Below are 19,878 nucleotides of genomic sequence, written 5' to 3' on the forward strand. Positions count from 1 at the left end.
GGAATGCCAACGGTGACCAAGCAACCCCGACTCGCCGACGTCGCGAAGGCCGCGGGCGTCTCGACCGCCACGGCCTCCATGGCGCTCAACGACACCGGCGGCTCACGCATCGGACGCGAGACCCGCGAGCGGGTCCGCACGGCGGCAGCCGAACTCGGCTACCGCCCCAACACCGTCGCACGCGGCCTGCGCACCAGGCGCAGCCAGATGATCGGCTTCGTGGGCGACGACGTCGCCACCACTCCCTTCGCCGGCCAGATGATCCGCGGCGCCCACGACGCCGCCCGCGAGGCCGGATTCCTCCTGCTCATGGTCGACACCACCGGCGACTCCGCCGAGACCGGCGAGGCCATCGCCGCCCTCCAGGAGCGCCAGATCGACGGCGTCCTCCTCGCCACCATGTACCACCAGGTCATCGAAGTCCCGGAGGCGATCGGCTCGACCCCGCACGTGCTGCTCGACGCCCGAACCGCCCACGGCTCGTCCTCCTCGGTCGTCCCCGACGAGCGCGGAGGCACGCTCGGCGTCCTCGCCGAACTGACCACCGCCGGGCACACCCGCATCGGACACGTGACCACAGTAGAGCAGGTCGAGGCGCGGCGACTCCGCCTGGCCACCTGGAGCGAGCACGTCGCCGCCTACGGACTCGACCCGGCCGAGCTGCTGGCCGAGGGCACCGGGTCGACGAGCCCCGGCGGCTTCGCGGCGGCGATGCGGCTGCTGCGCCGCCCCGACCGGCCCACCGCGATCTTCTGCTTCAACGACCGGATGGCCATGGGCGTCTACCGCGCCGCCGCCGAACTCGGCCTGTCCATTCCAGACGACCTCTCCATCGTCTCCTACGACGACCAAGAACTCATCGCCCCCGAACTCGTTCCCGGGCTCACCTCGGCGGCCCTCCCCCACTACGACATGGGGCAGTGGGCCGTCCGGGAACTGCTGCGGCGTCTCGGTGAACCCGACGCCGAACCCGTCCGGCACCTCATGCCATGCCCGGTGAGCCGACGCGAGTCGGTCGCCGGGCCCCGACCCTTCCATTCGATCCCTTTGGAGACATGAACATGCAACGACGCAACCTCATGAAGCTCGCCGCCGCGACCGGCGGCGCCGCCCTCACCGGACCGGCCCTGGCCGCCTGCTCCGCCTCCAGCGGCGGCTCGTCCGACGGCGAGCTGCTGCTGTGGACCCACAGCGCCGGCAACGAAGAGGAGCTGGCCGTCACCGACCAGATCATCGACACCTTCAACTCCCGACAAGACGCCTACACCGTGAAGCGCGAGTCCTTCCCCCAAGGCGCCTACAACGACAGCGTCAACGCCGCCGCGCTCTCGGGCGACCTGCCCGACCTGCTCGATGTGGACGGCCCCAACGTGCCCAACTGGGCCTGGGCCGGACACCTCCAGCCGCTGGACCTGCCCAGCGAACTCACCGACAAGTTCCTCCCGACCGCGCTCGGCGTCTTCCAAGACCAGCTCTACTCCGTCGGCCACTGGGAGGCCGCCTGCTCGATCTTCGCGCGCGAGTCGGTACTGGAGGCCGCGAACGTCCGCATCCCCACCATGGACGAGCCCTGGGGCCGCGAGGAGTTCGACGAGATCCTCCAACGCCTGGTCACCGACGGCGGCTACCAGTGGGCCATCGACTTCAGCACCGCCGACATCGGCGAGTGGTACCCCTACGCCTACTCCCCCTTCCTCCAGAGCTTCGGCGGCGACCTGATCGACCGCTCCAGCTACCTGACCGCCGAAGGCGCGCTCAACGGCGACGCGGCCGTCGAGTGGGGCCGCTGGTTCCAAGGCATGTTCACCGGCGGGCTCTCCAACATGGAATCACCGGCGGGCGCCGAGGACTTCAACCAGGGCGCGGCCGCGCTGGCCTTCAACGGCAACTGGGGCGCGCTCGCCGCCATCGACCTCTACGACGACATGCTGTTCCTGCCCCCGCCGGACTTCGGCGACGGCCCCAAGATCGGCGGCGGCTCCTGGCAGTGGGCCGTCTCCGCGGGCGCCGACCCGGCGGGCGCGAACTCCTGGATGGAGACCGCGCTGTCGGACGAGTTCGTCGCCGAGTTCGCCAACCTGACCGGCCTGATCCCGGCCACCGAGTCCGCCGCCGACCTCACCGAGCACTACAGGACCGACGGCGACCTGCGGATGATGATGGACTACTCCCGCGCCTACGCGGTCCTGCGTCCCGAAACCCCCGCCTACACGGTCATCGCCAGCGTCTTCACCAAGTACGCAGGCGACATCATCCACGGCGGCGACGTCGCGGAGGCGCTCGACGCGGCCGTGTCCGAGATCGACGCCGACATCGAATCGAACTCCGGATACGGGTTCTGAAGGAGCGGTCACGAATGACCATCGCCAGCACCGACCGACCCGCCCCCGCCGCGCCTGCCGCCTCGCACGAGGCGCGCAGGCGACGGCGCGGCCAGTTCTCGCGGGCCGAGCAACGGGCCGGAACGGCCTTCGCGATCCCCGCGATCGTCCTGCTCCTCGTGTTCGTCATCGGCCCGGCCGTGGTGGCGCTCGCCATGAGCTTCACCAACGCCAGGCTCATCTCACCGGTGGCGCCCGAATTCGTGGGGCTCGACAACTTCCGGCGTGCCTTCCTCGACGACGCGGTCTTCCACCGCTCGATCCTCAACACCTTCCTGTTCGCGGGGCTGGTCGTCCCGCTCCAGGGCGGGCTCGGCCTGGTGCTGGCGCTCCTGGTCAACCAGAAGCTCGCGGGGCGGAACTTCTTCCGCACCGTGTACTTCCTGCCGGTGATCACCTCGATGGTCGTCATAAGCCTCCTGTGGCGATTCCTCTACCAGGAGGAGGGCCTGGTCAACTCGGCCCTGTCGATGATCACCGGCGGGTTCTACGCCGGCCAGGCGTGGCTGGCGAACCCGTCGACCGCGATGTTCGCCATCGTCGTGATGAGCGTGTGGCAAGGCGTCGGCTTCCACATGGTCATCTGGCTCGCCGGCCTCCAGACCATCCCCGATGTCGTCTACGAGGCCGGCGCGCTCGACGGCTGCACCCCCTGGCAGCGCTTCCGGCACATCACCCTGCCGCTGCTGAAGCCGACGTCCGTGTTCGTGCTGATCACCATCACCATCGCCGCGATGAGCCTGTTCGTGCAGGTCGACGTCATGACCGGCGGCGGGCCCCTCAACTCCACCAGTTCGATCGTCTTCCAGATCGTCCAGAAGGGCTTCGAGCAGCAGCAGATCGGCTACGGCGCCGCTCTCTCACTGATCTTCTTCTGCATGGTGTTCGCTCTGGCGCTCATCCAGCGCCGCCTGACCAGGGACAAGGACTAGGCCAATGACCACGACGGCTCTCAAGCACCCCGCTCCCGCAAGGCGGCTCTGGGTCTACCTGCCGATGACGATCCTGGCCGGGTTCTTCCTGTTCCCGATCGTGTTCATGGTCGCGGCCAGCCTCAAGACCGACCACCAGATCTTCGCCGACATGGACTCGCTGCGCGCGTTCCTGCCCGTCGGCGACGTCTCGTTCGCCAACTACGCCGCCGTTTTCGACCGAGTCCCGTTCTGGCGGTTCCTCGGCAACACCCTGTTCGTGACGTTCATGGTCACCGCGCTCGGCCTCGTCGTCAACTCCATGTGCGGCTACGCCCTCGCACGGATGAAATGGAAGGGCCGCGGCCTGGTCTTCGGCTTCATCATCGCCACGCTCATCCTGCCGTTCGACACCACGATCGTCCCGATGGTCTACCTCGTGGCGAACCTGCCGTGGATCGGATTCGACGGCTTCAGGCCGGTGCTGGAGATCGGGTGGCTCAACAGCTACCACGTGCAGATCGTGCCGTTCATCGTCAACGCCTTCACGATCTTCCTGTTCGCCCAGTACTTCAAGAGCCTCCCCAAAGGACTCGAGGAGGCCGCGGCGATGGACGGCGCCGGATGGCTGCGAACCTACTGGCGCATCATCGTGCCACTGTCCAAACCGGTGTTCGCCACCGTCACCATTCTCATGGTCGTCACCTCCCCAGCCACCTGGAACGCCTACCTGTGGCCGCTCATGACCGTCCAGAGCGAGGAGCTGCGCCCGGTCATGGTCGGCGTCCAGTACTTCTTCCAGCTCGACACGTCCTGGGGCGAAGTCATGGCCTACATCTCGATGATCACGATCCCCATGGTCGCCGTCTTCATCGCCTTCCAACGATCCTTCATCCAGAGCATCGCCGGCGCCGGCATGAAGGACTGAACCACCGGTTCCCGAGACACCCGACACCGCAAAGGAAACCAATGCTCAAGCTCGCCGACCACTGGGTCTGGGACTCGTGGTACGCCACCGACGACGCCGGACGCCACCACGCGTTCTTCCTGCGCGCCTCCCGGGCGCTGCAGGAGGAGGAGCGGCGCCACCAGCGGGCCTCGATCGGGCACGCCGTCTCCGACGACCTGGCCGACTGGACCCTGCTGCCCGACGCGCTGGTCTTCGACGACGGTCCCGCCTGGGACGACCGGGCCACCTGGACCGGTTCGGTGGTGCGCGGCGACGACGGCCGGTGGCGCCTGTTCTACACCGGCGTCTCGCACGCAGATGACGGCAAGGTGCAGCGGATCGGCTCGGCGGCCTCCGACGACCTCATCACCTGGCACCGGCTGCCGGGCCCGCAGGTGGAGGCCGACGCACGCTTCTACGAGAAGTACCGCCCCGGCTCGGACTGGTTCGACGAGGCCTGCCGCGACCCGTGGGTGTTCCGCGACCCGGCCGGCGCGGGCTGGCACATGCTGTTCACCGCGCGCGTCGACGGCCCCGAGCCGGCCCGCGAGCGCGGCGTGGTCGGCCACGCCAGGTCGTCCGACCTGGACTCGTGGGAGGTGCTGCCGCCGCTGAGCCGCCCGGACGCGCTCGGCTTCGGGCAGATCGAGGTGCCCCAGCTGCACCGGGTGGACGGCCAGTGGCTGCTGCTGTTCTGCTGCGGTCCGAACGAGGCGTCGGACGCCCGCCGAGCCTTGGGCGAGATCGGCGACAACTTCACGGTGCCGGTCGAGGACTTCCTGGGCGGCTTCGACATCGCGAAGGCGAAGCCGTTCGCACACGAGAGCCTGTACGCTGCCCGTCTCCACGACATCGACGGGCAGGCGCATATCATCGGCTTCCGGAACTTCGAGGACGGCGAGTTCGTCGGCGAGATCGCCGACCCGGTCCCTGTGCGTTGGAACGGAGAGAGGCTGGTGTGCAAATGATCGGCGTGATCGGCGAGGCCCTGATCGACCTGGAGGTGTCAGAGGCCGAGCCGCGGCGCCCGACGGCGCATCCGGGCGGCAGCCCCATGAACGTCGCGGTCACACTGGGCCGCTTGGAGTCCGAAACGGCGTTCTTGGGGCGGCTGTCGTCGGACGCTTTCGGGCGGCTGCTGCGCGGCCACCTCGCCGACTCGGGGGTGGACCTGCGGTGCGCGGTCGACGCCTCCGAGCCGACCAGTCTGGCGATCGTCTCGGTCGCCCCTGACGGATCGGCGAGCTACTCGTTCCACGTGTCGGGTACCGCCGACTGGCAGTGGACGGCCGCCGAGCTGCCGGGGGATCCGGGCTTGGACGCCGTCCACGCCGGGTCGCTCGCGCTGGCTGTGGAACCTGGCGCTGCGGTGGTCGAGCGGTGGCTGGCGGGGTTGAGCACCGACACGACGGTGAGCCTGGACCCGAACGTGCGCCCGGCGCTGCTGGGCGATCGGGAGGCGTTCCGGGACCGGATCGACCGGTGGCTGGCGTTCTCCTCGATCGTGAAGGTCTCGCATGAGGATCTGGAGTGGATCTGGCCGGGCGCCGACCAGGCCGAGCTGGCGCGGCATTGGGTCGACAAGGGCCGCGAGCTGGTCGTGGTGACGCGCGGCGGAGACGGCTCGCTCGTGGTGTGCGGCGGCGAGACGTTCGAGGTGCCCGCGGCGGAGACCGACATGGTGGACACGGTCGGTGCCGGGGACGCGTTCAGCGGCGGCCTGCTCGACTGGCTGGGCCGGCACGACCGGCTGCGGCCGGAGGGCCTGGCGCGCCTGAGCGCGGGCGAGGCGCGAACGGCGGTCGAGTTCGCCTCCGAGGTCGCGGCGATCACCTGCTCGCGGGCGGGCGCGAACCCGCCCCGCCGCGACGAGCTGTGAAGATGCGCTGGGCCCGTCACTCGGTATCGAGTGCCGGGCCGTGAGTCGCTCTGACGCCCGGGTGTCACCCGTCCTTGAAGAGATCCTCGATGTTCGATACGTACGGCGTCTTGAGTAGCCAGGCTTGCAGCTGCTCGGGGTCGAGGCACGAGGTGATGCGCTCCCGGTCGGCATCGCTGAACCGGACGCCTCTCTTGTCGAGAAGCGCGATGATTCCGTCGGCAAGGCCTTCCGCGCGGAATTCTTGACGGAGTTCTGAGACGTATCCGAAACTCATGGTCTTCATTATCTTCTTCCAGATCTCTCGTTGGCAACCTTCGCCGAGACCGCCCTCGGAGGAACAGCGGTTGCCCCGGACCGCCACTACCCGGTCTCGGCGTGCCCACGAAGCGGGCACGCCTTCTCCATCTTCAGAGTTCTAGGAGCCTGATGCCTGCGGCGATGTGCTTGACCTCTTCGATGCCTTGGCGGCCGAAGGGGTCGCGGACTTCGGCCGCCAGGCCCGGTTCGAGGAGCACCACCGCTTCGCGTTCTCCGGCGAAACCGTTGTCGCCCAGCGGCTCTGTCGCCCAGTCGGCGTCCTTCTCGTGGTAGTCGATGAGGAACTCCCGCAGGCCCTCCGCGTCGGTCAGGCGCGCGCCGCGCATGGCGTGGACTTGGAGGTCGACGCGCCATGCGTCCTCGATCTGCGACTCCCACACGCGCTGCACGAACTCGACTTTGCCCCACTCGAACTCGAAGTCGGACGGCTCGCCGAGCCTTTCGGGCAGATAGGTCATGGCGAGGCGATCGATGGCGTCGTTCTGCTGCCTGATACTCATGTCGACATTGTACTTTCTGACCGCCCTACGACTGTTGTTCGTCGAAATCATGTATGTCCGAAACTCGCCGTGCTCGTCAGAGATATGTGGTCTGTGCGTCGAACATTGCGTTCACTCTGCGCCTGGTCGGGTCATCCCAAGACCTCGCGCCGCCGTCGAATCAGAGGGAGACGACGCTGATGAGCGCCGTCAGGCCCGCGAGGCTTGAGCCGACGATGCCGAGCACCAGGCCGGTCGTCGCCAGGCCGCGGCCCGAGACCCCGCCCGCGGCGCGCCGGATCTGGCGCCGCGAATACACCGCCAGCACGATCGAGCCGCCGCCGAGCAGCGCCGTCAACATGAAGAACGTCAGGCCCGCCCACGGGCTGAACGCGGCGAACACCAGCCCCGGCAGGGACGCCGGAATAGCGCCGATCCCGGCCACGAGCGACCCGATCGCCGGCCCCGACGGTATCGGTTTGAGACGAGGTTGCACCAGGAAGAACCCGTCGACCATGGCAGGTGCTGGGACTGCCATCGGCGGCCATTGGACCGAATGCGGCTGATAGACGGGCCCGGGATACGAGCCCCATCCCGGACGGGGGTGCTGCTGCGGTGCCGGCTGAGGGTAGGCCGGCGGCTGCATTTGGGGCTGGTACGGGTCCTGAGCGTTCACGGCCCCAGCCTATCTATTGCGCAGCGAACGTGCGACCTCCTCGAAGTACTCGTCGACTTCCCCGGTGTCGTAACCGCGCATGGTCATCTGGAAGCCGAGGTTGGTGAGTGAATCCGGGTGCGGGGGCGCGCCGGCCTCCATCGCCCTGCCAATGCGTGACACCGCTCGGTCAACTTGGGTTCGGTCGTATCCGCGAAAGCGGACAGAGAAGAAGGGGTTCTCCATACGTCACAGTGTGCCAGGTGATCGCCACCCGGTGAGAGCGCCCTGCCGTTTGGGTCACCATCCATTCACATACCGACACCTAACGGACACAAGCTAGGTCAGGACACGCTTCCACCGGCTGCCACTCGCGTCAGCCTCGCGGCAGTAGGCCAGGGCGATACGGGCGGCGGCTTCGGCGTCGGCCTCGTCCACCGAGCCGGGCGCGAACGCCGCCTGATTCACCAGCCGCGGCAGGCCCTCGGCAGAAGCGCCGACCGTCCCGGCCCGAGCGGCGGCCTCCTCGGCGTTCGCGTGCGCGCCGACTTCGACCCCGGCGCGGGCCGCCGAGCCGAGGACCTCGGCCCACGCCCCGGCCACCCGTTCGGCCGGGCTCCCGCGCCGCAGCCGACGCCGCCGGCGGAGTCTCCGGCGCGCCTTGAGGATCAGCGGGATTGAGCCGATCACCAAGGCGGCGGCGATCCACCACGCCCAGGTCGGGATGACGTCGTTCGCCGCGCTGGTCGCGGCGTCGAAGTCGCCCTGGTCGTCCTCCAGAGCCGGGTCGTTGAAGTCCTCGGCGTCGCCGCCTCCGGACTCGGGCTCGGGCTCCTCGGTCGCCTCTTCTTCGAGCTCGTCGAGGGTCTCCTCGGGCGGGACCGGCGCGACGCCCCCTGCGGGCATGGGGTCGAAGCGGACCCAGCCGACGCCGTCGAAAGCGATCTCGGGCCAGGCCAGGCCCTGCGCGGCGGTGACGGTGGATGGCCCGCCGGGGACGTCGAAGCCGACGACGACGCGGCTGGGCAGGCCGGCGAGGCGGGCGATGAGCGCGTAGGTCGCGGCGAACTGCTCGCTGGTGCCCCGCTGGCCGCCTGCCTCGACGGGGGCCTCGAGGAAGAATTCGAGCGCCGGGTAGTCGTGGCCGGAGGGCGACTCGGGGTCGAAGCCGTAGTGCTGGGAAAGGAAGTCGGCCAGGCCCTGGGCGCGGTCGTAGGGAGTGTCGTAGGTGGCCGTGATGTAGTCGGCGATGGCCGTCATGCCCTCGGGGGCTCCCGGCGGCATGGCGACGCTGACCGGGTCGGACAGGTCGGGGCGGGCGCCGACGGCGTCCTCGGGGTCCACGATGAGCGGGTCGGAGCCGACGTGGAAGGTGTCGCCGGTGGCGAGCCCGTCGGGGGTGAGGAGCCCTCTGGTCCGAAGGTTGACGGCGACGGGCAGGTCGGTGACGGCGGCCGGGTCGGCGACCGCCGGCACGAGTTTGCCGCCGAGCTCGATGATCTCCACCTCGGCGGCGAAACCGCCGTCGCCAGAGCCGGGCAGGACCGACCCGGCGGTGCGGAAGTCGCCGCCGGCCTGCCAGGTGACGCCGTCGTACTCGGTGAGGACGCCGAGGCGCATAGCGGCGTCGCCGTCGATGTCGGCGCGGAACAGCTCCCGGTCGGGGTTCTTGGCCCATTCGGGGATGCGCGCGAGCGGGTTGAGGTCGATGTCGGTCAGCTGCGGCGGTTCGACCAGCTCGCGCGGGTCGCCGGGGCTCGTGGTGACCAGTCGCGTCGCCATGGGCGCCAGCGCGGCGACGGCCACGAGCAGGACCGCGGCGCCGATCACCGAGCCGACGAGTGTCGCCGAGCGCCTGGGGGCGCCGCCGTCGACACGGGCGTCGCTGTCGGGTCTCCTGCCGGGCGGCGCGGAAGTCGCGGCCAGGGCGACTGCGGCGAGCAGGCAGTAGACGACGGTGACGGCGATGGCGGGGTCGGCGTTGGGGCCGACGAGGTAGAGACCGGCGGTGTACAGCAGCGTCGGCGGCAGGCAGCCTGAGAGCGTGCGGCCGTAGCGGATCGCGAGCTCGCAGGCGAGGGTGGCGGCGAGCCAGGTGAGGAAGACGGGGACGCCGACGGTGTCGGGGGCGGGTTCGACGGGGATGAGCGCGGTGAGCGTGCGGGGGACGGCGTTGACGATCGCGTCGACCACGACGGTCGGTAGCGGCTCGGCGCCGTCGGCGGTGAGGGCGAAAGAGCCGATGAGGTACGCGGCGAGTCCCCAGAAGGATACTGACGCGGCGAGCCAGGGGGGCTTGTTGCGCAGCAGGAAGCCGACGGCGAACGCGGCGACGGCGGCTCCGGCGACCAGCCCGGTGAGGACGGGGCCGTGGTAGACGCGGGCGGCGACCGTGCCGGCCAGCGCGCACATGACCGTCAGGCACGCGGCGACGACGGCGATTCGGAGTCGGTAGCGGCTCACTCTCATAGGGCCGCGCCTCCGCCGTCCCAGGCCGCGGCGAACTGCTCGCCGTCAGCGGCCTTGAGCGAGGGCAGACCGCCGACGAGCACGGCGGAGGTGTGGAGGCCGGGCGCGAGGTGGACGGCGATGACGACGGGGTAGACGCGTTTGAGTGCGGCGAGGCGGGCCGTGGGGGGCTCGGTGCCGGTGATCCACACGAGGGTGTCGCCGAAGCGGCCCGCGGTGAGGCGGGCGACGTAGGCGCCGAGGGAATCGGTGGCGTCGCAGGCGAGTTCGGCGAGGAGGTCGCCGTAGGCGTCGCGGCCGCTCCCGGAGAGGGCGCTGCCGGAGGCGGTGACGAGCGCGGCGTGGTATTCGGCGCGGAAGCAGGCGGTGAGGACCGAGTAGGCGGCCTCGCAGGCGGCTTCGAAGGAGTCCGGGCCCGTCCAGGATTCGGCCCGGTCGTCCAGTGCCACGGCCACTGTGGGCATCGAGGTGTCGACGTGTTCTTTGACCATGAGCTGGCCGATGCGCGCCGACGTGCGCCAGTGGACGTGCCGCAGTTCGTCGCCGATGACGTATTCGCGCAGCGAGTGGAACGTCAGTGACCCCTGTTCGACCTTGTCGGCGGTGCCCTCCAGGGAGCGGGCGAAGCCGTCGGGCGTGCGCCCGAGCGTCCACAGTCGCGGGTGAACCCAGAGGCGGGCGGTGGGCCCGAACGAGCCCGCGGTGGCCGCGAGCCCGAGGAGGTCGCGCTTGCCGATGCCGAGCGGTCCGGCGTCGACCACGCCGCGCCGCTCGGCGCGGATCGCGTAGGTCGCGTTCGCCGACTTGCCGGGCCGCAGTCGCGCCAGCGGGACCGCGACGCGGCGGGTGGCCTGCGCGACGCCGCTGTGGCTGTCGACGGCGCGGGCGTTGACCGACCGCCAGCGCCCGGCGTTGCGCACCTCCAGAGCGACCGTGGCGCTCTGCCCCACCGAGACGCGGTCGGGCGCGACCGAGCGCTCGACTTCGAGGTTCGGTTTCGCGGCGATGACGGAGACCGCGGCGGCGCACGCGAGGCCGGCGGCGGCGCCGATCGCGACGAGTTCGGGATAGCCCCACTGCCAGCCCGCGAGGATCAGTACAGCCGCCGCTGCGGCCAGTCCGACTCCCCGCGCGGTCACCGGGACCGCACGGAGGAACTCCAGGCGGTTCATGCCGCCGAAGCGGGCAGCGGGACGGGGACGGACTCGAAGACCTCGGCGACCACCCCGGCTCCGCTCGCGCCGCGCATGGCGGCGTCCGGCGCCAGTTGGATGCGGTGCGAGAACACCGGTTCGGCGAGGGCTTTCACGTCCTCGGGGATGATGTAGGTGCGGCCCTGGGAGAGCGCGTACACCGAGGCCGCGCGTGTCAGCGCGATGAGCCCGCGCGGGCTGACCCCGACCGCGACCTGCGGGTGTCCGCGGGTGGCGTTCGCCAACTGCACCAGGTAGGCGTACAGGGGGTCGGCGATGTAGACGTACTTGGCGACCTCGGCCATCTGCTTGACCGTGTCGGTGTCGACCACGGCCGGGATGTTCTCCGGGGAGCGCTGGTGGGTGCCGCGCAGCACCTCGATCTCGGCGGCCTCGACGGGGTAGCCGACCGACAGCTTCACCAGGAACCGGTCGAGCTGGGCCTCTGGAAGCCGGTAGGTGCCGTCCATCTCGACCGGGTTCTGGGTGGCCACGACGACGAACGGGGACGGGACCGAGTGCGGGTGCCCGTCCACCGTCACGCGGCCCTCCTCCATGACCTCCAGCAGCGCCGACTGGGTCTTGGGGCTGGCCCGGTTGATCTCATCGGCGATGACGATGTTGGCGAACACCGGGCCGGGGTGGAACTCGAATCCGCCCGAGCCCTGGTTGAAGATGGTGACACCGGAGACGTCGGACGGCAGGAGGTCCGGAGTGAACTGGATGCGCCGCCACTGGCCCGAGACCGCCGAGGCGATCGCGCGGGCCAGGGTCGTCTTCCCGGTGCCGGGCACGTCCTCCAGGAGGATGTGGCCCTCGGCGAACATGGCCGTCAGCGCCAGGCGCACTACGTCGGGCTTGCCGAGCACGACGGTGTCGACCGCGGCGGCGAGACGTTCGAACGTCGCGGCGAACGCCTCGGCCTGCCCGGGGTTGAGCGTGACCGGCTGCTGCACGGGCCGAGGCGCCTGCAACGGATGGGTCTGCTCGCTGTCCTGCATGTTCTCTCCTACTAACAGGTCGGGATGTCGCCGGTGCTGTTTACTCCGACACCCTGGACCCGCAGCCAAACGAACGGAATGTATCCGGCCTCGCCTCCGAAATCGACCCGAACCCAGATATTCGAGTCCTTCTTCTTAGGGTGGTAATCGCGGTGTACGCCGTTCGAGTCCGGTCCTCGCGGTGTGATCGTGGCGCCCTTCTTGTAGCAGTAGGCGTTATAGGTCTTTCCTGGCCCGGTGGCCCCGATCTCTTTGGTGTCGTGGGAGGTTCCGGCTCGGACCGAGACCCGGTTCGCATCGGTGCCGTTGCAGTAGGAGTCTCCGGCCGGATCCTCGCAGTGGAAATACACGTCGGCCTTGATGACCGTGGTCGAGATGTTCCGGACGTCCGAGAGGTCCATACCGACGGCGTTGTTGATCTGGACCTGGTAGCTGCCCTCGGTCGAGGCCCGCCGATTGCCATCGGTGAGCGTCTGGTCGCACGGTCCGTCGTCGACGATGCCCTTGCCGCGATGCAGCTCGCATGTGGCCTCGCCGCCGCCGTCGTCGTAGGTGACGGTCACCGACACCGAAGTGGGGGTCGACGAGGTCGAGGCGATCTGCACCTGCGGCGCGGTCATGGTGTTCGAGGTGGTCTCGGCCGGTTCGGACTCACCGGCCTCGTTCACGGCCGTGACCGTGACGGTCACCTGCTTGCCGTCGGCGAAGCCTTCCATGCGTGCGTTCGTCTGCCCGGAGACCTCCTTGGTCTGGTCGCCCGCGCGCACGATGTACTTCTCGATCGGGCGGCCGTTGTTCTGTGGCTGGTCCCAGGTGACGTCGATCGATCCGGCCGCGTCCGAGGCGGTCTCGGCGAGCAGGTTGGTCGGCGGCTCGGGGACGTTGAACGGCCTGATCGAATTCGACAGTGCCGAGGGCTCGGAGGCGGCCGCTCCGGCGAGTGTGGTCACCGAGAACGCGTACTGGGCGTCGTAGGACAGTTCGCCGTCGGGGACCGTCAGCGAGGTCCCGTCCGATTGGCCGACCACGCGCCGGTCACCGCCGCCGCTGACGCTGAGGGCCTCGACCTGGTAGCCGGTCACGTCGTTGCCTTGGCCGTCGGCCTCGTCCCAGGTCACGTCGACCGTGCCGTCGCCGACCGCGACCGCCTCGACGTTCTCGACCGGGTCGGGGACCTCGGCGGAGGGGGTGATCGACGGCGAGGTCGCCGTGTCGCCCGCCCCGATCCCGTTGTGGGCGGTCACGGTGAACGTGTAGGGCTCGCCGTTGTCGAGCCCGTCGATCTCCAGCACGCGCTGGCCGGGGGCGATCTCCCAGTTCTGGCCTGCGCCTTCGACGACGTACTTGGTGAGCGCCGAGCCGTTGTTCGGGGCGGCGTCCCACGACAGGTTGATCAGGCCGTCGCCGACGGTGCCCGCGAGGTTGGTGACCGCGCCGGGCGGGCCGACCTCTTCACCGCCTTCGCCTTCGCCTTCCTCGTCCTCGTCCTCGTCGCCGGAGGAGTCGTCCTCGTCGTCCTCGGGCGGGGCGTTACCGCCGAGGATGTCGTCGCGGTCCTTGGGGGCCAGGCGGGCGTTGCCGTCGGAGGAGACGACCACGGCGTTGTTCGTGTTCACCGCGTTCGCGAAGAGCGTGTCGCCGGTGTGGTACAGCTCGATCGGGCCCTTGGCGGAGTCGATCTCGATCTTGTCGAGCTCGTTCCCTTCGAGGTCGTAGACCCACACCAGGCCGGCCGCGCCGTCGGGAACGTACACGCGCTGGTGGAATTCGAGGGAGGCCCCGAGGAGGTTGGAGGAGCCCGCGGCGATGTCGAAGCGGCGGGAGTCCTCGTCGTTGACGGTGATGACCGCCGGCGGGTCGGTGACGGTCACGGCCGCGACGGTGCCGGGGCTGGTTTCGGCGGTCTCGGTGGGGCCGAGCAGTTCGATGGCGCTCTCGGACATGCGGCCGTCGCTGCGCAGGGTCGTCATCTTCTGCACCGTCGAGTTGAGGACGGCGACACCGTCGCCGAGGACGGTGAGGGACAGCTGCTGGCGCGGCTCGGCCACGACGTGAGTGTCGAGGGCCTCGGCACCGGAGTCGCGCGGCTCGATCTGGACGATGGTGCCTTCGCGCGGCACGCCGACCCACAGCTTGCCCTCCTTGTCGAAGGCGCCGCCGGTGAGCCCGGCCGCGAAGGACAGCGGGCCGCCGATCGCTTCCAGGGTGCTCGGGTCGACCTGGTTGACCAGGCCTTGGGTCTGGTCGACGATGAACGCGCCGTCGTCGTGGAGGGCGACGCGGACGCCTTCGCCCGGAACGGTCTCGGCTTCGCCGGTGAGCGCGAGCGTGGAGAGGTCGATCGCGCTGACCTGGCCGGTGGCGATGTTCCGCAGCAGCAGGTGTGTGTCGGTCTGCACGATCTGGACGGCGTTGCCGGCGGCGTCGGTGACTTCGAAGCGGGCGTCGGTCGCGGCGGTGAGGCCGTTGACGCGCGCGATCTCGCCCGCGGGGGTGGTCCAGAGCCAGAGGCTGCCGTCCTCGCCTTGGTTCTCGCGGCTGAAGGCGCCGGTGCCGAGAAGGGTGGCCACCAGGGCTCCGACGAGCACGACCGGGAGTCCAACCGCGATGAGGAGGCCCTTGACGTTGAGGCGCCGGGCATCGGAGTTCAGAGTGGTCATCGTGAGGCGGTTCCTCTTTGGGATCAGCTGTGGGCAGGGCGCACGAGTGCGGGGGTTCGGCCCCGGAAGGGTCCGGAGATGCTCAGGAGGTTCAACACACGACGTTGAGCCTAATTCGTCCACACGCCCCCTACCAGGCTCTCAATGTCACAAGAAGGTCTCGGAACCGGGTGTCGCCAAGTGGGCTCGGCCCTGTTCGGGCGGCGCGGGAGACGCACCGCCCGACCCGATCGCAGTCAGGCGGTGTCTGGGCCAGTTCGGCGAGTTCGGGGACCGGGACTCCGGCTGTGGTTGCGTAGCCGCCGTCGGTGAAGTCGGCGATCACCACGGCTCCCGAGTCGCGGAACATCCACGGGTCGCCGCCGGTGCCGGTGCCGGTGACCTTGATCCTGGCGACGCGGCGGCCGGAGCGGGTCAGGCCGCGGATGACCGAGGCACACTCCTAATAGGACAAACAGGGTCGGCTGAAGGCCCCTGTTGATGGAAGACACGAGCGGCCGGATTCCAGGCCACGGTGGCAGACCTGGAGTCGGTCTTTGTAAAGAGTGGATTCGATGAACGTGCGAAGGCGTCCGGACCACGCGGCGAAAAAGGGTCGCCCGCTAGGGCGGCCCTGTCGCTGAGCTGCGGAGCTACAGTTCCCGGCGGCGTCCGGCGACGGCGCCGATGACGATCACCGCGGGGTGGTTCGCCTCGGTCGACCCGAGCGTTTCGAGGGTGCAGCCGCGCACGGTCTGGTTCTTCGTCGTGGCGTTCTCGACGATGCGGACCGGGCTGGAGGCGTCGCGCCCTCCGTCGATGAGCGCCTCGGCGATCGCGGCGCGGTTCTTGACGGCCATGAGCATCACGAGGGTGCCGTTGGACTTCGCGAGCGCGTCCCAGTTCACGCGGCTCTTGGGGTCGGCGGGCGGCACGTGCCCGGTGACGACGGTGAAGTCGTGGACGATGGCGCGCTCGGTGACGCTGATGCCCGCCGCGGCGGGCCCGGCGATCGATGAGGACACTCCGGGGACGACCTGGACGGGAACGCCCGCGTCGAGGCAGGCGTCGAGCTCCTCGGCGCCGCGGCCGAAGACGAAGCCGTCGCCGCCCTTGAGACGCACGACGAACTTGCCGGCCAGCGCGCGCTCGACCATGACGGCGTTGATCTGCTCCTGGGTGGTGTGGCGGCCGTACGGGAGCTTGGCGGCGTCGACGATCTCGACGTCGTCGGCGAGCAGGTCGAGCAATTCCTGCGGGGCGAGCCGGTCGGAGACGACGACTTCGGCCTGGCGCAGCAGTTCGAGGCCGCGCAGGGTGATGAGGTCGGCGTCGCCGGGTCCGGCTCCGATGAGGGCGACCCCTGCGGGGCGTCGGCGCGTGCGAGTGCGCGGGGCGTCGAGGTCGCCGGTGCGCAGCAGCGCGGCGACGGCGTCGCGGATCCCGGCTGCGCGGGAGGGGTCACCCGACGCGGAGACGGCGACTGAGACGTCGTCGAAGGCGGTGGAGGCGAGAGTCCAGGCGTCGGAGGCGTCCGCGTCGTCGGCGCGTACAGACCAGATACGGTCGGCTTCGGCTTCGGCGGCGACGGCGGCGTTCACCGCGGGGTCGTCGGTGGCGGCGAGGACGAACCAGGCGCCGGCGGTGTCGCCGGTCGCGAAGGGACGCTCGTCCCAGTGCAGTTCGCCGGAGGCGGCGTAGTCGCCGAGGGTCGTGGTGACCTCGGGTGCGACGAGCCGGACGTGTGCGCCCGCGTCGAGCAGGCGGGGGACGCGCCGTGCGGCGATGGTGCCGCCGCCGACGACGAGCACCGTCTTGCCGCGCAACCGCAGCCCAATCTCGTAGACCGACACGTTGGCCTCCTCCGCTCCTGGAAACTGCGGACAAGCGTAGGCAGATATCGTCTCGTGCGGCTAACCGGCTCATTGCGAGCGTGTTACGTGTGGTCAGCGCTCCGTGTCGTACGGGAGTGATGCCGGTGCCGTCGCGCCTGCACGCCTTCATGAACGGATTGCACGAGGGCAGTGAGTATTTTCACCTTCAGGTCTCCGCTGTAGCCTAGTCTGGATACATGCGCAATCGACCCCGCCACCGGCAGATGACCGGCGTCGACTCCGAAGGCACCGGCAGTCCGAACTCGCCCGCGGACGGGGTGTACGCCCTGCTCCGGACCAGTCTGCTGTGCGGACTGGCGATCGCGGCCCTGGTGTTCCCGTTGGTCGCCATGGCGGGGCTGAGCACCAAGGCGGGTTTCGACGCGATCGACGTGCTCTCCGAGGAGGTCGCGGAGACCGACCCTCCGCTGACATCCTATGTGTACGCCTCTGACGGCGAGACGCTCGTGAGCCTGTTCTACGACGAGTTCCGCCGCCACGTGGAGCTCGACGAGGTCGCGCCGGTGATGCAGCAGGCGATCGTCGCGGCCGAGGACGCGCGCTACTTCGACCACAACGGCATCGACTACCGCGGCATCATGCGGGCGGCCGTCGCGAACCAGTCCTCCGGCGGGGTCGAGCAGGGCGCCTCGACGATCACCATGCAGTACGTGCGGGGCGCGCTCAAGCTCAACGCCGACTCGATCGACGAGGTCATCGAGGCCACCGAGCAGACTTCGACGCGCAAGCTCCGCGAGGCGCGATTGGCGATGGCCGTCGAGGAGCAGCTGACCAAGGACGAGATCCTGGAGCGCTACCTCAACCAGGCCTATTTCGGGCACAACGCGTACGGGATCTTCGCGGCGTCCCAGGTGTACTTCTCGAAGCATCCCTCGGATCTGGAGCTGGAGGAGGCCGCGCTGCTGGCGGGCCTGGTGCAGGCGCCCTCGGCGTACGACCCGATCTCCTCGGACCAGACCTCGGCGCTGAACCGCCGCAACTGGGTGCTCGACCGGATGGTCGAGGTCGACTACCTCTCCCGGGGCGACGCCTCGGAGGTGCGGAGCCTCGAAATCGAGCTCGACACCTCGGACCCGCCGAACTCGTGCATCGGCATCGAGGGCACCACCAGCGAGTATGGTTTCTTCTGCGACTACTTCCGGCGCTGGTGGCGCGAGCAGGACGCCTTCGGGGAGACACCGGCCGAGCGGGAGAAGGAGCTGCGCCAGGGCGGCTACACCGTCATCACGACGCTCGACCCGGAGCTGCAGAAGCTCACGAACGACAAGGTGAACGACGCGAAGAGCCAGAGCAATCCGCTCGCGCACGGCGCCGTGGTCATGGAGCCGGGGACGGGGCGCGTCAAGGCGCTCGGGCTGAACCGGACGTTCTCCTACGACCAGGACGACAACGGCTCGCACTCGAACCCGAGCTTCGACGATCGCAAGGGCAACTATCCGAACACGGTCAACCCGGTGCTCGGCGGCGGCGACACCGGCGGCTACCAGGCCGGTTCGACGTTCAAGATCTTCACGATGCTCGCCGCGCTCGACGAGGGCTACACGCTCAACCACAACATCCACTCGCCGCACCGGGTGGTGACGGGCTTCGTCACCGGCGGCGGCTCGGCAAGCTGCGGCAACCGCTGGTGCCCCAAGAACGGCTCGGCCTCCATGGCCGGCAACCGCAATATGTGGTCGGGCTTCGGGATGTCCGTCAACACCTACTTCGCGCAGCTCATCGACCAGGTCGGGGCTGACAAGACGGTGGAGATGGCCGAGCGGATGGGCCTGAAGTGGCGCAGCGAGGGCGACGCCTACTACGCCTCGGAGGAGCGGCGCGCCGGCTGGGGGCCGTTCACGCTCGGCGTCTCGGACGTGCAGCCGATCGAGATGACGAACGTGTTCAACACGCTCGCCGCCGAGGGCGAGTATTGCGAGCCGATGCCGGCGCTGCGCGTGATCGACCCGAACGGGCAGGAGCTCGACGTGGCCGTGCCGCGCTGCCACCAGGAATTGGAGAAGGACGTCGCCAGGGCCGCCACCGACGCGGGCCGCTGCGTTACCGAGCAGCCCCGCAAGGGAGCCAAGTGCGGGCCGTGGGGCACGTCGCGGAACGTGGGCGAGATCGTCGACCGTCCCGTGGCCGGCAAGTCCGGTACGACCGACAACGACCGCGCCTCGTGGTTCCTGGGGTACACGCCGCAGATCACCGTGGGGGCGTTCATGGCCGATCCGGACTACATCTTCAACCCGGTCGGCATGTCGAATTCGTCGGTCTCCAAGGAGACGGTCGGCGCGATCATCGCCGGGGCGCTCAAGGACGAACCGGTGGAGCAGTTCAAGCCGCCGTCGAAGAAGATCCAGGGACGCTGACCGGCTCGTCGGGTTCGCCGCGCATTTCACGGCGGACCAGGACGACCCAGCCGACCGGGATGAGCGCGGCGAACAGCGCCCACTGGGCGGCGTAGGAGTAGTTCTGCCAGGACCGGAACGACGGCGTCTCGAGCGGCTGCAAACCCTCGACGGGCTCGACGTCGGCGATCCAGGCGTCGCGCGGTTCGTGGTCGATGTGGTCTTCGAGCAGCTCCAGGCTCAGGCGCCGCGCGGTCAGCACACCGCCGTCCTCGCCGACCGCGCCGCCGGGCGGCTCGGACTCGTACACCCGGCCGGTCACGGTGACCTCGCCCGATGGCGGCGCCGGGTAGTCCGGCGCGCGGCCGGTGCCCTCGGAGGCCACGAAGCCACGGTTCACGAGGATCGCCGTGCCGTCCTCGAGCACCAGCGGCGTCACGATCTCGAAGCCGTTGACGCTGTTGTTGGTCTGGGCCCGCAGCACGATCTCGCCCGAGGCGTCGTACACGCCGGTCGCCTCGACCAGCGTCCACCGGGCGGACCCGTCGAGCCCGGCCCCGGCCGGCACGACCTCGTCCAGCGGGCGGGCCTCGGCGGCCGCCTCGATCCGGGCGTTCGCCTCGGCACGCTGCTCGGCGCGCCCCCACTGCCACTGGGACAGCAGCGCGCACACGACCATCACGACCACCCCGGCCGCGGACAGCCCCAGCCAGCGGGGCATCCCCAGGAACCGGTACGACTTCATCACGACGCCGAGTCTAGACGCGGCATAG

At 69.7% G+C, this 19,878-nt stretch carries 17 protein-coding genes; 7 read left to right on the plus strand and 10 right to left on the minus strand.

Going from position 1 to position 19,878, the window contains the following annotated elements:
- The first annotated feature begins 12 nt into the window (after window positions 1-12).
- The 6 genes from L0U85_RS10645 to L0U85_RS10670 are packed head-to-tail and all read left to right on the plus strand — an operon-like array spanning window position 13 to window position 6,120.
- Window positions 13-1,059, plus strand: a complete 1,047-nt coding sequence (locus L0U85_RS10645) for a LacI family DNA-binding transcriptional regulator (RefSeq protein ID WP_241377737.1) — start codon at window positions 13-15, stop codon at window positions 1,057-1,059.
- Between the two features lie 2 nt (window positions 1,060-1,061).
- The gene (locus tag L0U85_RS10650; RefSeq protein ID WP_241377738.1) at window positions 1,062-2,342 is read left to right on the plus strand and encodes an extracellular solute-binding protein; all 1,281 of its coding nucleotides are present in this window, start codon (window positions 1,062-1,064) and stop codon (window positions 2,340-2,342) included.
- Window positions 2,343-2,356: 14 nt separating this feature from the next.
- A complete protein-coding gene (locus tag L0U85_RS10655) occupies window positions 2,357-3,313 on the plus strand; it encodes a sugar ABC transporter permease (RefSeq protein ID WP_241377739.1) in 957 nt (318 codons plus the stop codon).
- A gap of 4 nt (window positions 3,314-3,317) precedes the next feature.
- Window positions 3,318-4,220: a carbohydrate ABC transporter permease gene (locus L0U85_RS10660; RefSeq protein ID WP_241377740.1), complete on the plus strand. Its 903-nt coding sequence runs from the start codon at window positions 3,318-3,320 to the stop codon at window positions 4,218-4,220.
- A 41-nt stretch (window positions 4,221-4,261) separates the two neighbouring features.
- Window positions 4,262-5,209 (plus strand): glycoside hydrolase family 68 protein, encoded by a 948-nt coding sequence (locus L0U85_RS10665; protein WP_241377741.1) that lies wholly within the window; start codon window positions 4,262-4,264, stop codon window positions 5,207-5,209.
- Window positions 5,206-6,120, plus strand: a complete 915-nt coding sequence (locus tag L0U85_RS10670; RefSeq protein WP_241377742.1) for a carbohydrate kinase — start codon at window positions 5,206-5,208, stop codon at window positions 6,118-6,120. Before L0U85_RS10665 ends, L0U85_RS10670 begins: the two co-directional genes overlap by 4 nt.
- 64 nt (window positions 6,121-6,184) lie before the next feature.
- On the opposite strand, the gene L0U85_RS10675 is transcribed toward L0U85_RS10670, so the two are convergent.
- The 9 genes from L0U85_RS10675 to cobA form a co-directional block, all read right to left on the minus strand.
- Entirely contained in the window at window positions 6,185-6,517 is a 333-nt protein-coding gene (locus L0U85_RS10675) for a hypothetical protein (protein ID WP_241377743.1), read from the minus strand.
- 13 nt (window positions 6,518-6,530) lie between these two features.
- Window positions 6,531-6,941 carry a hypothetical protein gene (locus tag L0U85_RS10680; RefSeq protein WP_241377744.1) on the minus strand — a complete coding sequence of 137 codons (411 nt, stop codon included), beginning with the start codon at window positions 6,939-6,941 and terminating at the stop codon, window positions 6,531-6,533.
- A gap of 160 nt (window positions 6,942-7,101) precedes the next feature.
- The gene (locus L0U85_RS10685; protein ID WP_241377745.1) at window positions 7,102-7,458 is read right to left on the minus strand and encodes a hypothetical protein; all 357 of its coding nucleotides are present in this window, start codon (window positions 7,456-7,458) and stop codon (window positions 7,102-7,104) included.
- Window positions 7,459-7,605: 147 nt separating this feature from the next.
- The gene (locus L0U85_RS21305) at window positions 7,606-7,758 is read right to left on the minus strand and encodes a DivIVA domain-containing protein (protein WP_241377746.1); all 153 of its coding nucleotides are present in this window, start codon (window positions 7,756-7,758) and stop codon (window positions 7,606-7,608) included.
- A 156-nt stretch (window positions 7,759-7,914) separates the two neighbouring features.
- Window positions 7,915-10,044, minus strand: coding sequence for a transglutaminase-like domain-containing protein (locus L0U85_RS10695; RefSeq protein WP_241377747.1), 2,130 nt, complete (start codon window positions 10,042-10,044; stop codon window positions 7,915-7,917).
- On the minus strand, window positions 10,041-11,216 hold the full coding sequence (locus L0U85_RS10700; protein ID WP_241377748.1) for a DUF58 domain-containing protein: 1,176 nt from the start codon (window positions 11,214-11,216) through the stop codon (window positions 10,041-10,043). The genes L0U85_RS10695 and L0U85_RS10700 overlap by 4 nt, the downstream gene beginning before the upstream one ends.
- On the minus strand, window positions 11,213-12,238 hold the full coding sequence (locus L0U85_RS10705; RefSeq protein ID WP_241377749.1) for a MoxR family ATPase: 1,026 nt from the start codon (window positions 12,236-12,238) through the stop codon (window positions 11,213-11,215). Before L0U85_RS10705 ends, L0U85_RS10700 begins: the two co-directional genes overlap by 4 nt.
- Before the next feature lie 11 nt (window positions 12,239-12,249).
- On the minus strand, window positions 12,250-14,898 hold the full coding sequence (locus L0U85_RS10710; RefSeq protein WP_241377750.1) for a fibronectin type III domain-containing protein: 2,649 nt from the start codon (window positions 14,896-14,898) through the stop codon (window positions 12,250-12,252).
- A gap of 632 nt (window positions 14,899-15,530) precedes the next feature.
- Window positions 15,531-16,730: a uroporphyrinogen-III C-methyltransferase gene (cobA, locus tag L0U85_RS10715; protein WP_241377751.1), complete on the minus strand. Its 1,200-nt coding sequence runs from the start codon at window positions 16,728-16,730 to the stop codon at window positions 15,531-15,533.
- A 218-nt stretch (window positions 16,731-16,948) separates the two neighbouring features.
- Here cobA and L0U85_RS10720 point away from each other — a divergent pair, with 218 nt between their 5' ends.
- Window positions 16,949-19,126, plus strand: coding sequence for a transglycosylase domain-containing protein (locus L0U85_RS10720; RefSeq protein WP_241377752.1), 2,178 nt, complete (start codon window positions 16,949-16,951; stop codon window positions 19,124-19,126).
- Here L0U85_RS10720 and L0U85_RS10725 read toward each other — a convergent pair.
- Entirely contained in the window at window positions 19,092-19,850 is a 759-nt protein-coding gene (locus L0U85_RS10725) for an SURF1 family protein (RefSeq protein ID WP_241377774.1), read from the minus strand. The genes L0U85_RS10720 and L0U85_RS10725 overlap by 35 nt on opposite strands.
- Window positions 19,851-19,878 lie beyond the last annotated feature (28 nt).

This window comes from Glycomyces sp. L485 (assembly GCF_022548875.1).
Lineage (GTDB): Bacteria > Actinomycetota > Actinomycetes > Mycobacteriales > Micromonosporaceae > Glycomyces.